The organism is Tardiphaga sp. vice304 (genome assembly GCF_007018905.1).
In the GTDB taxonomy this organism is placed as follows: Bacteria; Pseudomonadota; Alphaproteobacteria; order Rhizobiales; family Xanthobacteraceae; genus Tardiphaga.
Genome location: NZ_CP041402.1, coordinates 1023724 through 1039266, shown reverse-complemented (window position 1 = coordinate 1039266; position 15543 = coordinate 1023724). Strand labels below are relative to the sequence as shown.

The 15543-nt window shown below is 64.7% G+C and carries 11 protein-coding genes, 1 tRNA gene and 1 pseudogene; 7 read left to right on the top strand and 6 right to left on the bottom strand.

Annotation, left to right across the window (positions count from 1 at the left end):
* Positions 1-308 precede the first annotated feature (308 nt).
* Both FNL56_RS04945 and cpdR read right to left on the bottom strand, forming a co-directional pair.
* A tRNA-Val gene (locus tag FNL56_RS04945) sits at positions 309-383 on the bottom strand.
* Between the two features lie 146 nt (positions 384-529).
* The gene (cpdR, locus tag FNL56_RS04940) at positions 530-889 is read right to left on the bottom strand and encodes a cell cycle two-component system response regulator CpdR (protein ID WP_138833499.1); all 360 of its coding nucleotides are present in this window, start codon (positions 887-889) and stop codon (positions 530-532) included.
* A gap of 305 nt (positions 890-1194) precedes the next feature.
* Between cpdR and FNL56_RS04935 the strand changes: the two genes are divergently transcribed.
* From FNL56_RS04935 to FNL56_RS04920, 4 genes and pseudogenes are all read left to right on the top strand, one after another.
* Positions 1195-2082 (top strand): N-formylglutamate amidohydrolase, encoded by an 888-nt coding sequence (locus FNL56_RS04935; RefSeq protein WP_143571849.1) that lies wholly within the window; start codon positions 1195-1197, stop codon positions 2080-2082.
* 87 nt (positions 2083-2169) lie between these two features.
* Positions 2170-2335 (top strand): annotated as a pseudogene (locus FNL56_RS28125) (Flp family type IVb pilin).
* A 630-nt stretch (positions 2336-2965) separates the two neighbouring features.
* Positions 2966-3745 carry a histidinol-phosphatase gene (gene hisN / locus FNL56_RS04925; RefSeq protein ID WP_143571848.1) on the top strand — a complete coding sequence of 260 codons (780 nt, stop codon included), beginning with the start codon at positions 2966-2968 and terminating at the stop codon, positions 3743-3745.
* 361 nt (positions 3746-4106) lie between these two features.
* On the top strand, positions 4107-4790 hold the full coding sequence (locus tag FNL56_RS04920) for a Crp/Fnr family transcriptional regulator (protein ID WP_143581804.1): 684 nt from the start codon (positions 4107-4109) through the stop codon (positions 4788-4790).
* Here the strand turns inward: FNL56_RS04920 and FNL56_RS04915 are convergent.
* On the bottom strand, positions 4787-5692 hold the full coding sequence (locus tag FNL56_RS04915) for a LysR substrate-binding domain-containing protein (protein ID WP_143571846.1): 906 nt from the start codon (positions 5690-5692) through the stop codon (positions 4787-4789). The two genes, FNL56_RS04920 and FNL56_RS04915, sit on opposite strands and share 4 nt — an antisense overlap.
* A gap of 86 nt (positions 5693-5778) precedes the next feature.
* On the opposite strand from FNL56_RS04915, the gene FNL56_RS04910 reads away from it, so the two are divergent.
* Entirely contained in the window at positions 5779-6531 is a 753-nt protein-coding gene (locus FNL56_RS04910; RefSeq protein WP_143571845.1) for a sulfite exporter TauE/SafE family protein, read from the top strand.
* A gap of 200 nt (positions 6532-6731) precedes the next feature.
* Here FNL56_RS04910 and FNL56_RS04905 read toward each other — a convergent pair whose 3' ends face one another.
* Positions 6732-7364, bottom strand: a complete 633-nt coding sequence (locus FNL56_RS04905) for a LysE family translocator (RefSeq protein ID WP_143571844.1) — start codon at positions 7362-7364, stop codon at positions 6732-6734.
* 9 nt (positions 7365-7373) lie between these two features.
* Complete coding sequence (locus FNL56_RS04900; RefSeq protein WP_143571843.1) at positions 7374-8321, bottom strand: alpha/beta fold hydrolase; 948 nt, start codon at positions 8319-8321, stop codon at positions 7374-7376.
* 193 nt (positions 8322-8514) lie between these two features.
* Between FNL56_RS04900 and FNL56_RS04895 the strand changes: the two genes are divergently transcribed.
* Positions 8515-9006, top strand: coding sequence for an Hsp20 family protein (locus FNL56_RS04895; protein WP_143571842.1), 492 nt, complete (start codon positions 8515-8517; stop codon positions 9004-9006).
* A gap of 261 nt (positions 9007-9267) precedes the next feature.
* On the opposite strand, the gene FNL56_RS04890 is transcribed toward FNL56_RS04895, so the two are convergent.
* Positions 9268-10116, bottom strand: a complete 849-nt coding sequence (locus FNL56_RS04890; protein ID WP_143571841.1) for a hypothetical protein — start codon at positions 10114-10116, stop codon at positions 9268-9270.
* Positions 10117-10675: 559 nt separating this feature from the next.
* Between FNL56_RS04890 and gltB the strand changes: the two genes are divergently transcribed.
* Positions 10676-15433 (top strand): glutamate synthase large subunit, encoded by a 4758-nt coding sequence (gltB, locus tag FNL56_RS04885; RefSeq protein WP_143571840.1) that lies wholly within the window; start codon positions 10676-10678, stop codon positions 15431-15433.
* Positions 15434-15543: the final 110 nt, after the last annotated feature.

Here is a 15543-nt window from a genome sequence, read left to right as displayed (position 1 = left end):
CTTCCGCCCTGAGCGGAAGGACCCCCCCGCCGAACAATATAGGCGCCGGGAACGCCTAGGATTAGCGCGGTCGTTACGAGAAACCCGGCCCGAGCCCATCGTGAGCCTCGGAAAATTCGCCCATAGCCGCCTGGCAATTATCGTGCAGGACGCCACCCTGAACGGGTATTTTACGACCGGAGACGGGCGGCGAAAAACGCCATTCGTGGCGAACGGAGACGCAGATCCATTGTCGGAGGCCGATAAAACCCCGCCAACAGCGGGCCTTTGGTGCCAGTCTCCAATAATGTCGGTACTGGCGGACTGGATGGTGGGCGCGACAGGGATCGAACCTGTGACCCCCTCGATGTCAACGAGGTGCTCTCCCGCTGAGCTACGCGCCCTTGAACCGGTCTTGACGGGTGCGGTCCGTATAACGGACCAAGTTCAGACAGGCAAGGACGCCGAAGCGACATTCCCTGCCTGATTGAAATAAAAGCGTCGCGTTCTTCTCCTCTCCCCCGTGAGAGAGGAGAAGGGGAAGACGACCTCAGGCCGCCAACATCTTGTTCACTTCGCTGACCAGTTCGCGCAGATGCACGGGCTTGGCGAGCACCTTGGCGTTCTTCGGCGCCTCGGAATCCGAATTCAGCGCCACCGCGGCGAACCCGGTGATGAACATGATCTTGATGTCCGGATCGAGTTCGCTGGCGCGGCGCGCCAGCTCGATGCCGTCCATCTCCGGCATCACGATGTCCGTTAGAAGCATTTCAAACGGCTCTTCGCGCAAACGCTGATAGGCTGAAAGCCCGTTATCGTGGGACGAAACCTGAAATCCGGCGTTTTCCAGGGCCTTCACCAGGAAGCGGCGCATGTCGTTGTCGTCTTCGGCAAGGAGAATCTTGTGCATGGCTGTGAGACGTCGAACCCGAATGAGAGGACCTGTACGCCCACTAGGCCCCCGGTCTGGTAAATTTGGGGTGAAGGCGGGGCGCACATCCGTAGCAATACTGTCCCGCGATGGTGCGCCTGATTGGCTCCGCACGCAACAAGGCCGCCGCTTTGTGCCGCGCGGGAGCGCAAACCCAAGCGGTTTAACGACGTTGAACGCTTCTCCAGCCGGCTGCTTGTACCTGCAATGAGTTCGCCCCCTCCCCCGATTTTCTGGCACAGTATGGTCGCAGAACAATCCTGCGGCTGGGATGGCGCGCTTCGATGACCCCCTTTGACGGCGAGCTGTCGCCTCCCTTCGACATCGTCGAGCCCGCCATGTGGCGCGCGCCGATCATTTTCAATTCGCCGCATTCCGGCTCGGTCTATCCGCGGGATTTCCTCGATGCATCGCGGATCGACGTCGTGGCGCTGCGCCGCTCCGAGGATTCCTTCGTGGACGAGCTGATCGCGGGCCTGTCCGCGCGCGGCTTCCCCGTGGTGCGGGTGCACTTCCCGCGCTCCTATGTCGACGTCAATCGCGAGCCCTACGAGCTCGATCCGCGGATGTTCAACGGCCGGCTGCCGAGCTTCGCCAATACCCGCTCGATGCGGGTGGCCGGCGGCCTCGGCACGATTCCGCGGGTGGTCGGCGACGGCCAGGAGATCTATCGAGAACGGCTCGAGGTCGACGACGCCCTCACCCGCATCGAGACGCTGTACAAGCCCTATCACCGCGCGCTGCGCCGGCTGATAAACCAGGCGCATCAGCGCTTCGGCACCGCGATCCTGATCGACTGCCATTCGATGCCGTCGATCGGCATTTCGCGCGACGAGCCGCGGCGGCCGGACATCGTGGTCGGTGACCGCTATGGCACCAGTTGCGCCAGTATCGTTGCGGAGACGGTGGAGGCCTCGTTCGGCGGGCTCGGCTACTCGCACGGTCGCAACCGGCCCTATGCCGGCGGCTTCATCACCGAGCATTACGGCAATCCCGCCAGCGGCCTGCACGCCGTCCAGATCGAACTCAACCGGGCTATCTACATGGACGAACGGCGCCGCGAACGCACCGCGCGGTTCGGCCGGATCGCCGCGGACTTCGCGGTACTCGCCGAAGCGTTGACGCAACTTCCGTTCAGTGAACTTGGCCCGTTCCAGGCCGCGGCGGAATAGGTGGGCGGCAGCGCCGCCCCGCCTTTAGGCTTTTCGCCTCCGTTTCTGGTTGCGGAATGACTCCGCGCAACCTCAACAGGGGGCCATGTGAAAAGCTACCTCTCAAAATTTTGGTCCGACGAGTCGGGCGCAACCGCGATTGAATACGGCCTGATCACCGCTGGCGATTTCCCTGGTGATCATCGCCGCGGTCAACGGCCTGGGCACCAGCTCGAACACCAGTTTTACGGCCATCAGCAATTCGCTGAAGTAACAAACCCAGCATCATGAACGGCATCGGTGCCATTCGCTGGTTCTCAGCCGGCGGCACCGTGCAGAAGTCTGTGTGCACTCCCGTGACTGTCCGGAAGATTGATGGATACACATCAATAATTCCCGGCGGGGCCGCCAGCCCGACCCTGGCGCAGCGTCCCCCACAAACTCCAACGAAAAAAGGGCCGCTTGCGTTGGCAAGCGGCCCAAGTCTAGGGAGGAAACGCCCAAGGAGGGCAGCGATAACGCAAGGCGTTACCGCACCGCAACAATATGCAGGCGCGACGTGAAAAACGCAAGGGTTTTTGACGTCAGCCGCATGCATATTTTGCATGGCGGAAGGCTTTACACGGCATGGAGCGGGCGACATTCCTTATATTTGTCAACTACTTGAAGAAATGACGGTCAAATCGCCGCGCGCTCTTTATGAATCAGAATTCATCTGAACAGAGTTATTCGAATGTTGACGATTCAGCCGAACGCCGGCTAGCCACGGGCTTCAACGTATCCGGTAACCCCGCCATTTGCCTGCAGATATTCTGGCGTCACGGCGGATCCGCAGATGCGGGCCGGTGTGGCGCGATGTATAGAAGCGCGAGCCCGCGCCGGGCGCGATTGCAAGGATTCTGCCGTGACGGTCATCGATTTCACAGCCTTCATCGGCCGCCTCGCCACCGCTTCGGGCGAAACCATCCGGCCGTTCTTCCGCACCGCGCTGAGTATCGACAACAAGAACAGCCATGATTTCGATCCGGTCACCGAGGCCGACCGCGCCGCCGAGGCGGTGATGCGCCGGTTGATCAAGCAGAATTTTCCGCAACACGGCATCGTCGGCGAGGAATTCGGCAGTGAGCGAGAAGACGCCGAATATGTCTGGGTGCTGGATCCGATCGACGGCACCAAGTCCTTCATCTCCGGCTTCCCGATCTGGGGCACACTGATTGCGCTGCTGCACAGGGGCACGCCGGTGTTCGGCATGATGCACCAGCCCTATATCGGCGAGCGCTTCAGCGGCGACAATGGCGCGGCGCGCTACGCCGGCCCGTCCGGCGATCGCAAGCTGATGGTGCGGCGCTGCGCCTCGCTCGACGAGGCCGTTCTGTTCACGACCAGCCCGCGCCTGATGGGCGATGCCGACCGCGACGTCTTCTTCCGGGTGGAGAAGGACGTGCAATTGTCGCGCTATGGCGGCGATTGCTATTCCTACTGCATGCTGGCCGCCGGCCACCTCGATCTGGTGATCGAGACCGAACTCAAGCCCTATGACATCGCGGCCCTGATCCCGATCGTGACCGGCGCCGGCGGCATCGTCACCACCTGGGAAGGCAAGCCGGCGCAAGGCGGCGGTCGCATCGTCGCGGCGGGCGATCCCCGCGTCCACGAGGCCGCGCTCAAGCGCCTCAACCCGTAATTCGTGCCTCGCCGGCTTTTCGACGGACCCGCGTTCCGCCACCGCCCAGGCGCCTCGATTCTGCCGGATTCGCGCCATTTTTTCGCAAATCCCGGCGTTCGTCCGTTGTCGGACAAAACTAATCTCGTGCCGGCTGCGGTCGCCGCCCGCCGAGCCTTGTAGCTCAACTGCCCACCTGATCCGGGAGTGTTCAGGTAAATCCCCGCTAAGACCGGTACCGGACCGACAAATCCCTGTTATGCTTCTTATATCAATGAGTTGCCGCAGCACGCGCTCTCGGAGCACTGTCCCCACCCCTGCGCAAAACGCGGCCCGACCGATCGGGTAGGTAATCGCATTGAACCCACCGAATTCCGACCCCATGCTCAATCAATTGTTGGCAGCCCTGCCGCGTGACCACTTCGCATTGCTGGCAACCCATTTGACGACGGTTACGTTATCCCAGAATCTGGTGCTGGCGGAGACCGGCGACGAAGTCGATCAGATCTATTTTCCTCATAACGGCATGCTGTCGCTGCTCGCGGTGATGCGCGACGGCAAGGCGATCGAGACCGCGACGGTCGGTCGTGAAGGCGTGGTCGGCGGGATGGCCGGCCTCGGACTCTACATCTCGTTGGTCCGGGTGATGGTCCAATTGCCGATGACCGCCAGCAAGATTTCCTCGACGCATTTCCGCAAGGCCGTGGCCGCCAGCGAGCCGCTGCGCAATCTGTGCATTCATTTCAATGAGGTGCTGCTGACCCAGGCGCGGATCACCGCCGCCTGCAACGCGCTGCATCCGGTCGAGGCGCGCTTCGCGCGGTGGCTGCTGCAGTCCGCCGAGCGCGCCGAAAGCGCAACCGTCGGCCTGACGCAGGAATTGATGGCGGAAATGCTCGGCGTGCGCCGCACCTCGGTGACCGAGGTCGCCGGCAAGCTGCAGGCCGCCGGCATCATCAGCTACTCGCGCGGCGTCATCAAGATCATCGACCGCGCCGCGCTCGAAAACGCCTCCTGCGAATGCTATGCGACGCTGATCGACCACACCCGCAAGATCTCCTCCTAGCCGGCGCTGCGCGGCACTGATTCACTGCGCAGATGTTCGTAGAGCTGCTGCGCCGGACGCGACAGCGCCTTGAAGCTGCGGACGCAGATCGCCATCCGCCGGCTTGCCCACGGATCCCTTATCCGCACCAGCCGGATCGGCATCGACCGCGCACAGCGCCTGGCCGCGACCTCCGGAATGATGGCAACCCCGACCCCCGCCGCTACCATCTGGCACATCGCATCGAAGTCGCGCAGTTGCGCCCGGAAGCGCAGCCGCGCGCCGAGCCGCGCGGCATACTTGCCGATATGGCTCTGCAGCGCCGTCGAGTTGGTCAGCCCGATAAAGTCCTGCTGGACCACCTCCTGGAAATCGATATGGCGTCGGCTGGCGAAGGCGCTGCGCGGCGGGACCACCAGCATGAAGCGGTCCTCGCAAAACGAAAACCGCTCGAGATGGTCCGGTAGCGTGTGGTCGGCGGCAAAGCCGATGTCGGCCGCGCCGCTGGCGATCGCCTGCGCGATGTCGGCGCTCTCGCGCTCCTCGACCGCCAGGCTGATGTTCGGATGCGCGCGCAAAAACGACGCCAGCGCCTTCGGCAGATGTTCGGAAAGTCCGACGGTATTGGCGAGCAGCGAGACGCTGGCTTTCAGGCCGCGCGCGTAACCGCCGAGATCGCTGCGCATCGTCTCGACATCCTGCAGCACGATGCGGGCGTGGCCGAGCAGCGCTTCGCCGGCCGCGGTCAGCACGATGCCGCGCCGGCCACGCGTCAGAAGCGCCACGCCGAGCGACGCTTCCAGCGCCTTGATCCGCGCACTCGCCGACGCCAGCGCCAGATGCGCACGGGCCGCGCCATGGGTGATGCTGTTCGCCTCCGCAATGGCGACGAACAATTGAAGATCGACCAGATCGAACCGCATCCGCGCCCTCTGCCTTCGTCGCTGCCGAAGGCTTGCTGCAGAACCTCCAGATTGTGCCGCCCGGAGCGATCGGTCAATGTACGGCCATGATCGATTCCCTGCTCATTTTGATCGCTGCCGTTTTTGCGCTGGCCGGCTTCGTCAAGGGCGTGATCGGCCTCGGACTGCCGACGGTGTCGATCGGCCTGCTGGCGGTGGCCATGACGCCGGTACAGGCGCTGGCCATCGTGATCGCGCCGGCCGTCGTCACCAATATCTGGCAGACCTTCGTCGGCCCCTATCTGCGCGACATCATCCGCCGGCTATGGCCGTTGATGCTCGGTACGGCGATCGCGATCTGGGCCGGCGCCGGATTGATGATCGGCCCCTATGCGCGCTACGGCCCGATCGTTCTCGGCCTGCTGCTGGTGATCTATGCCATTATCAGCCTGGTCAAATTCCAGTTCCGGGTGTCGCCCGCCAACGAGAAATGGGTAGGCGGAATCGTCGGCGTCATCACCGGCGTGATCTCTGCTGCGACCGGCATCCAGGTGATCCCGTCGATGCCGTTCCTGCAGTCGATCGGCATGGAGAAGGACGAACTGGTGCAGGCGCTCGGCCTGTACTTCACGGTGGCCACCGTGGCGCAGGCCTTCAACCTGACCAGCGCCGGGCTGCTCAACGCCTCCACCGCGCTGCCCGGCGTGGTCGCGATGGTCGCGGCGTTTGCCGGCATGTTCCTCGGCCAGGCGGTGCGCGACCGCATGCATCCGGCCGCCTTCCGCCGCTGGTTCCTGATCGCCATGCTCCTGCTCGGCGTCTACCTCACAGTCAACGGCACCTATGCCGTACTAAAGTAACGACAGTCATGCCTCAGACGCAGGCGGTCATGTTTTATCACCTCTCCCCACCGGGGAGAGGTCGGCTTCAAGCTTTAGCTTGAAGACGGGTGAGGGGGCTGCGCGCCCTCGACAAACCTGTGTCCCCTCACCCGGCGCTGCGCGCCGACCTCTCCCCGCTGGGGAGAGGTGGATTGAGAGGCCTGCGCTTGGTGTGTGGGTCAGCGTGCCTGCAGCATCGCGACGCGGACGCCGAGCCCGATGAACATCGCGCCGAGCGCGCGGTTGAGCCAGACGAGCGCGCGGCCGGACTGCCGGATCCGGCCGGCGGCCTTCGCCGCGAACGCCGCCACACCCAGCCCCCATAATGTGCCGGTGCCGATAAAGATCAGCCCGAGCACGACGAAGGCAAGCGCCTTGCCGGGCGCGGCGGCATCGACGAATTGCGGCAGGAAGGCGAGGAAGAACAACGCCACCTTCGGGTTCAGCGCATTGGTCAACGCGCCCTGCCAGAACACCTGGCGCAACGTTGTCGCACGCGGCACGGTCACGGTGGCCGGCGATGCCGCCTGCGTCAGCAGCATCTTGATGCCCGTATAGATCAGATAGGCCGCACCGATCCATTTAATCGCGGTGAAAGCCAGTGACGACGCCGCCAGCAGCGCCGACAGTCCGATCGCCGCGGCGAACACATGCACCAGGCATCCCGCACTGATGCCGAGTGCGGCCGCCGCACCGCCGCGCCAGCCGATCTGCGCGCTGCGCCCGACGATATAGGCCGTGTCCGGCCCCGGCGTGATGTTGAGCAACACGCCGGAAAGCACGAACAGCCAGAGCGAATGAATGCCGAGCATGGATGCTCCTTAAGTAAACGCCGCCGTACCCGGCACGAAGGCGTCGAATGCCGCCCAGAACTGGCCGCGAAAACGGTCCTGCTCCTGCAGGATTTCGTGATGGGCACCGGGAATCACCAGATGCGCGCCGCCGCGCAGATGATAGGCGAATTCCTCGATCGCCGCGGTCGACACGACCGTGTCGTTGCCGGCGGCCATCATCAGGATCGGCTGCCGAATCCTCGCCGGATAGTCCGGCGCGCGAAAGCCGTGCATCGCCGCAAAGGCGGTATCGGCCCAGGCCACCGTCGGCGACGCGATGCCGAGCGTCGGATCTTCCTGGTAGAGCGCGGCGTTGCGGGCGTAGCGCAGCGCATCCGAAGTGAGCTGGTTGCCGTTGAACGGCGCGGTGCCGACCAATGATGCGCCGCCGCCCGGCACATAATTGCCGCCCTGCCCGGTCAGCCGCATCACCCGCAGCAGCGCGCGCGCCGCGAAAGAGGTGCGGCTGCCCGGCAGATCGACCATCGGCGCCGACAGCACCATGCGGTCGAACCAGCGCTTGCCGGCATGCGCCACGCGCAGCATCACCGCGCCGCCCATCGAATGCGCCAGCGCGAAATAAGGCGGCGGGCAATCCGGCAGCACGATCTGCTGCACGAAGGCCTCGACGTCGATTTCGAACTCGCTGAAGCTGCGGACGTAACCTTTACGAAAATCGCGCAGCGCCCGCGCCGAATGGCCCTGGCCGCGCCAGTCGATCATCGCCACCGCGAAGCCGCGGTCGCGCAGGTCGCGCACCGTCTCGAAGTATTTTTCGATACATTCGCCGCGTCCCGAGAACACGCAGACCGTGCCGCGGCGACCGGACGTCGCCGGCCAGCGCGCGAACCGCAAATCGACGCCGTCCGGCGTCGTGATGGTGCCGGACACGACGCTGTCGGGGACGGGATTGGCCGGGATCGAGACGAGCGTCATGAGCGGGACCAGTGGTGAAATCGACAGAATTTCAAGGGGATGGAGGGAAACAAAAATTTTGGACGGACGATCTTGAAGACCGCCTTGACCCATCCATATCACCTTCGTGCAGGCCTGATCTAGGCTGCACGAAAGCAGGCCCGGCCCGATTTGGCGGGCGGGTTATTCAACAGTCGCTCAATGGAGGACTATCATGCGCACTTACGATCTCACCCCTTTCTATCGTTCCACCGTCGGCTTCGATCGGTTGTTCTCGCTGCTCGACCAGTCCGGTCGCGCCGCCGATACCAGCGCACCGGGCTATCCGCCCTATAATATCGAGCGCACCGGCGAGAACGATTACCGCATCAGCGTCGCGGTTTCCGGCTTTGCGCCGAACGAGCTCTCCATCGTCGCCAAGGAAAACACCCTGACGATCAAGGGCGAGAAGGCCGCCAACGAGAACGCCGCGCCGCAGGCCGAGGTACTCTACCGCGGCATCGCCGCCCGCGCCTTCGAGCGCGCCTTCCAGCTCGCCGATTTCGTGCAGGTCAAGAACGCCTCGCTCGAGAACGGCCTGCTCCACGTCGATCTCGTGCGCGAGATCCCGGAAGCCAAGAAGCCGCGCAGCATTCCGATCAGCACCACGAGCGCCGTCTCGGCCCCGCAGGTGGTGGATGGTTCGGCCAGCAAGGTCGCTGCGTAAGCGGATGGCTGTCGGCTGAAGTTGCGTAACATCGAAGCGCCCCGGGAAACCGGGGCGCTTTTTATTACCGTGAGCTCATCCGAAGCCCGGAGGCATTCTTCCCTCTCCCCTTGTGGGAGAGGGTGGCCGCGCGCCAGCGCGGTCGGGTGAGGGGTAGCCGCAAGCTCCGAACCCCGCAGCTCCCCCTCATCCGTCGCGGACTTCGTCCGCGCTTCCTTCTCCCACTACGGGAGAAGGAAGAAGCGCACGGCGAGGCTGGTTCTACTCGACGCCCTGCACTGGCGGCGCGGCCGGGGTGACCTCAGCGGCGGGCGGCGTAGCCGGCTTCGCCTCGGTCGCCGGTGCAGCAACCGTGGGAGCGGCCGGCGTCTCGGTCGCGGCCGGCGGTGTGGCCGTCATCGGGATCACCCGCAACTCATCCGGCTTGGGTGCCACGACCGCCTGCTGCTCGACAGGCGCGGCCGGCGCCGCAACCGGCGGCGTCACTGCGACCGGCACCGCCGGCGTAACCGGCTTGGCCGGCGTAGCCACGGCCTTGGCAGGCGACTTCTTCGGCAGCGGCACGGCAGCCGGCGTCCGGCTGGCGACCCGGGGGACCGCCTCGCGCGGCACGGCGCCTTCGCGAGATGGTACGCCCGGCTGCGGACGGCGATATTGCGGCAGTTCCGGCATCGCCGCCGCCGGTCCGTAGGTGACGACGGTCTCCTCGCCCATCCGGTCCCGCAGGCGATAGGCCGGCATGAAGCGCAGGATGCGGCCAGTACGGGCGTCGATCACCAGCCGGCCATCCTCGCCGTCCACATTGATCGCCGACAGCGTGTAGACCAGGCCGCGCTGCTGCGGCACGCCGAGCGGCTCAAATCCCGTCTCGCGCGCGATGGCAAAAATCTCCCGTGGCGGCAGCACCGACAGCGTGTAAGGCACCGGCGCATAGCGCGACGGGCCGTAACCGGGCGGCAGGTCCGGCGGCAGCGCCGCATAGGGACCGCCGACATCGGACACCGTGACCGCGGCACCCATGCCCAGCCGGTACGGCGCCGGCACCTGTGCCTCCGCGGCGGTGGTGACCAGCACGCCCGCGGTCGCCACCCATCCTATGAACAGTTTCATCGCAAGCTCCTTTGACGCCCCCGCGCCCGAACGCTGCCCTTCCCCTGGACGCGCCCGCTTCGCCGCCGGCGCCGATACCCCGGTGCCATGCGAACGAGCCGCAAGCTGTGCGTTGAAATGGGCCGCGATACGGCCGACCTCGGGCGGTCGGGGGACCCTACGCGGGCTGGAACAGGGCGCTGCCGGACAATTCGCCATCCGGAAACGAACGCAATTCCCGATACGGAACGTTGCAAGCCCTGACTCGCGCGCGCTTGTATGATAGAAAAAAATTTGGCAAGGTCAGAGTTATGACAGCATAGCTGTCGCAATTTGAGGCAATCCCGGCACAGGGATTGCAAAATATGCGGGCAGATTGACGGCGCCCAGGACGACAGTGCGCGAGGTGGCCGCCGGGGACGATGGGCACCACCGCCTGAATTCTTGAAATCGAGGCTCGCGGCGTGCGAGCGGTGGCCCCGCAGGGTTCGCGACGGGTTCCGCGACCGCCCAAGGTGCGCCGACGAGGATGTAGAGCCCCCTCGGGGGTACAAAGCCCTTCGGGGTTGAGAGGACGAAGATGAGCGGGTCAAAGCACGAGCGCCAGACGATCGAAACCGGCATGCTGTCGGCCGACGCATTGTCGAAAGACCCGGCTATCAAAACCGAGCAATATCCGCGCGAGCTGCATACCTGGCGGCCGGAGGCCGAGGGTTTGTACGATCCGTCGCAGGAAAAAGATGCCTGCGGCGTCGGCTTCATTGCCAATATCAAGGGCGTGAAGTCGCACCAGATCGTGGCCGACGCGATCAACATCCTGTGCAATCTGGAGCACCGCGGCGCCACCGGCGCCGACCCGCGGTTCGGCGACGGCGCCGGCATCCTCGTGCAGATCCCGCACAAGTTCTTCGCCCGCAAGGCGACCGAGCTCGGCTTCACGCTGCCCGAGCCCGGCAACTACGCGATCGGCGCGCTGTTCATGCCGCGCGACACGTCCTGGCGCCAGGTCATCAAGGGCATCATTGCCGACGAGATCCGGGCCGAGGGCCTGGTGCTGCTCGGCTGGCGCGTGGTGCCGACCGACAATTCCTCGCTCGGCGAGACCGTGAAGCCGACCGAACCCGCCAACATGCAGGTTTTCATCGGCCGCGGCGACGCGCCGATCAGCTCCGAAGACGACTTCGAACGCCGGCTCTACATCCTGCGCAAGTCGATCTCGCAGGCCATCTACCAGCGCCGCGACCGGAGGCTCGCAGGCTATTACGCCTGCTCGCTGTCGTGCCGCACCGTGATCTACAAGGGTATGTTCCTCGCCGACCAGCTCGGCAGCTATTATGCCGACCTGCACGAATATGATTTCGAGAGCGCGCTGGCGCTGGTGCATCAGCGCTTTTCGACCAACACCTTCCCGACTTGGTCGCTGGCGCATCCTTACCGCATGGTCGCGCATAATGGCGAGATCAACACGCTGCGCGGCAACACCAACTGGATGGCCGCGCGCCAGGCCTCGATCCACTCCAAGCTGTACGGCAAGGACATCAGCCGGCTGTGGCCGATCTCCTATGAGGGCCAGTCCGACACCGCCTGCTTCGACAACGGCCTCGAATTCCTGGTGCAGGGCGGCTACTCGCTGCCGCACGCCGTGATGATGATGATTCCGGAAGCCTGGGCCGGCAACCCCCTGATGGATGAGCAGCGCCGCGCGTTCTACGAATATCACGCCGCGATCATGGAGCCGTGGGACGGCCCGGCCGCGCTCGCTTTCACCGACGGCCGCCAGATCGGCGCCACGCTCGACCGCAATGGCCTGCGTCCGGCGCGCTATCTCGTGACCCGCGACGACCGCATCGTGATGGCGTCCGAAATGGGCGTGCTGAAGATTCCCGAAGAGGACATCATCACCAAATGGCGGCTGCAGCCCGGCAAGATGCTGCTGGTCGATCTCGAACAGGGCCGCCTGATCCCGGACGACGAGATCAAGGCCTCGCTGGCCGCCATGCATCCCTATGCCGCCTGGCTGAAGAGCACCCAGATCGTGCTGGAAGAACTGCCTGACGCCCCCGCCAAGGGCCAGCGCTCCAACCTGCCGCTGCTCGATCGGCAGCAGGCGTTCGGCTATACCCAGGAAGACGTGTCCATCCTGATGACGCCGATGGCGGCCCTGGGCGAGGAAGCCTCGGGCTCGATGGGCAATGACGCGCCGATCTCGGCTTTGTCCGACAAGCCGAAGCCGCTATTCACCTATTTCAAGCAGAACTTCGCGCAGGTCACCAACCCGCCGATCGATCCGATCCGCGAAGAGCTGGTGATGAGCCTGGTCTCGATCATCGGACCGCGGCCCAATTTGTTCGACCTCAAGGGCGGCACCGACGGCACCAAGCGCCTCGAAGTGCGGCAGCCGATCCTCACCGACCAGGATCTGGAAAAGATCCGTTCGATCTCCGACGTCGCCGAGTCGCACTTCGTCTCGTGCACGCTCGACACCACCTTCCATGCCGGCTTCGGCGCGGCAGGCCTCGAGCATGTGCTGGATGAACTCTGCGCGCGCGCCGAAGCCGCCGTCCGCGAAGGCGTCAACATCATCATCCTGTCCGACCGCATGGCCGGCTCGGACCGTATCCCGATCCCGTCGCTCTTGGCCTGCGCCGCCGTGCATCATCATTTGATCCGCACCGGCCTGCGCACCTCGGTCGGCCTCGTCGTCGAATCCGGCGAGCCGCGCGAAGTGCATCACTTCGCCTGTCTCGCCGGCTACGGCGCCGAAGCGATCAACCCCTATCTGGCCTTCGAATCCATCATCGGGATGAAGGACAAGTTGCCGACCCCGCTCGACGACTACGAGCTGGTGAAGCGTTACATCAAGTCGATCGGCAAGGGCCTGTTGAAGGTGATGTCGAAGATGGGCATCTCGACCTACCAGTCGTATTGCGGCGCGCAGATCTTCGACGCCGTCGGTCTCAAGGCCGAGTTCGTCGCCAAGTACTTCACCGGAACCCACACCCAGATCGAGGGCGTCGGCCTGCCGGAGATCGCGGAAGAGACCGTGCGCCGCCACACCGAGGCGTTCGGCGACATCCAGATCTACAAGACCGCGCTCGATGTCGGCGGCGAATATGCCTACCGCACCCGCGGCGAGGACCACGCCTGGACCGCGGAATCGGTCTCGACGCTGCAGCATGCCGTGCGCGGCAATTCGCTGGAGCGCTACCGCGCCTTTGCAAAAATCCTTAACGAACAGTCCGAGCGTCTGCTGACGCTGCGCGGCCTGTTCAAGCTGAAGACCGCCGAGGACGAAAAGCGCAAGCCGGTGCCGCTGGAGGAGGTCGAATCCGCCGCCGACATCGTCAAGCGGTTTGCCACCGGCGCGATGAGCTATGGCTCGATCTCGCGCGAGGCGCACACCACGCTGGCGATCGCCATGAACCGGATCGGCGGCAAGTCGAACACCGGCGAAGGCGGCGAGGAGTCGGATCGCTACAAGCCGATGGCCAATGGCGACTCGATGCGTTCGGCGATCAAGCAGGTCGCCTCCGGCCGGTTCGGCGTCACCACGGAATATCTCGTCAATTCCGACATGATGCAGATCAAGATGGCGCAGGGCGCCAAGCCCGGCGAAGGCGGCCAGTTGCCCGGCCACAAGGTCGACGCGACGATTGCGGCCGTGCGGCATTCCACGCCCGGCGTCGGCCTGATCTCGCCGCCGCCGCACCACGACATCTATTCGATCGAAGACATCGCGCAGCTGATCTATGACCTCAAGAACGTCAATCCGGAGGGCATGGTCTCGGTCAAACTGGTGTCGGAAATCGGCGTCGGCACGGTCGCGGCGGGCGTTGCCAAGGCGCGCGCCGACCACGTCACCATCGCCGGCTTCGAAGGCGGCACCGGCGCCTCGCCGCTGACCTCGATCAAGCACGCGGGCTCCCCATGGGAAATCGGCCTCGCCGAAACCCACCAGACCTTGGTGCGCGAACGGCTGCGCTCGCGCATCGTCGTGCAGGTCGATGGCGGCTTCCGTACCGGCCGCGACGTCGTGATCGGCGCACTGCTCGGCGCCGACGAGTTCGGCTTCGCCACCGCGCCGCTGATTGCGGCCGGCTGCATCATGATGCGCAAGTGCCATCTCAACACCTGCCCGGTCGGCGTCGCCACGCAGGACCCGGTGCTGCGCAAGCGCTTCACCGGACAGCCCGAACACGTCATCAACTACTTCTTCTTCGTCGCCGAGGAAGTCCGCGAGATCATGGCCACGCTGGGTTACCGCACCTTCAACGAGATGGTCGGCCAGACCCAGATGATCGACCAGTCGACGCTGGTGTCGCACTGGAAGGCCAAGGGTCTCGATTTCTCGAAGCTGTTCGTCAAGCAGAAGGCGCTGCCCGGCCAGACCATCTACCATTCGGAACTGCAGGATCATCACCTCGAACACGTGCTCGACCGTGAGCTGATCGCGCAAGCACAGCCGGCGCTCGACCGCGGCGCGCCGGTGAAGATCGACATCGAGATCAACAACACCAACCGTTCGGCCGGCGCGATGCTGTCCGGCCGGGTCGCGAAGATCTATGGCAATGCCGGCCTGCCCGACGACACCATCAAGGTGTCGCTGAAGGGCACCGCCGGCCAGGCCTTCGGCGCGTGGCTGGCGCGCGGCGTCACCTTCGATCTCGAAGGCGAAGGCAACGACTATGTCGGCAAGGGCCTGTCGGGCGGCAAGATCATCGTGCGGCCGCCGGCGCATTCCGGCATCGTGCCGGAAGAGTCGATCATCGTCGGCAATACCGTGATGTACGGCGCGATCGAGGGCGAGTGCTACTTCCGCGGCATCGCCGGCGAACGCTTTGCGGTGCGCAATTCCGGCGCGGTCGCGGTCGTCGAGGGCGCCGGCGACCATTGCTGCGAATACATGACCGGCGGCATCGTCGTGGTGCTGGGCAAGACCGGGCGCAACTTCGCGGCCGGCATGTCCGGCGGCGTCGCCTATGTGCTCGATGAGGATGGTGGCTTCGACAAGCACTGCAACATGTCGATGGTTGAACTGGAACCGGTGGTCGATGCCGAGATGCTCAAGTCCGGCGCGTTCCACCAGACCGGCGATCTCGACGCCAGCGGCCAGGTCGATGTGTTTGCCAATTTGCTCGGCGAGGACATCGAGCGGCTGCACGTGCTGATCTCGCGTCACGCGAAATATGCCGGCTCGGCCAAGGCCGCCATGATCCTCGCGGACTGGAAAACCTGGCTGCCGAAATTCCGCAAGGTGATGCCGATGGAATATCGCCGCGCCCTGAAGGAATTGCAGGCCGCAGCAAACGCCATCCCGAAACTCGCGATCGGGGCGTAACACGCAACAATAAACTCGCCGTCATTGCGAGGTGCGAAGCGACGCGGCAATCCAGAGGCCGCGAACTCCGCAAGAGCTGGATTGCTTCGTCGCAAGAGCTCCTCGCAATG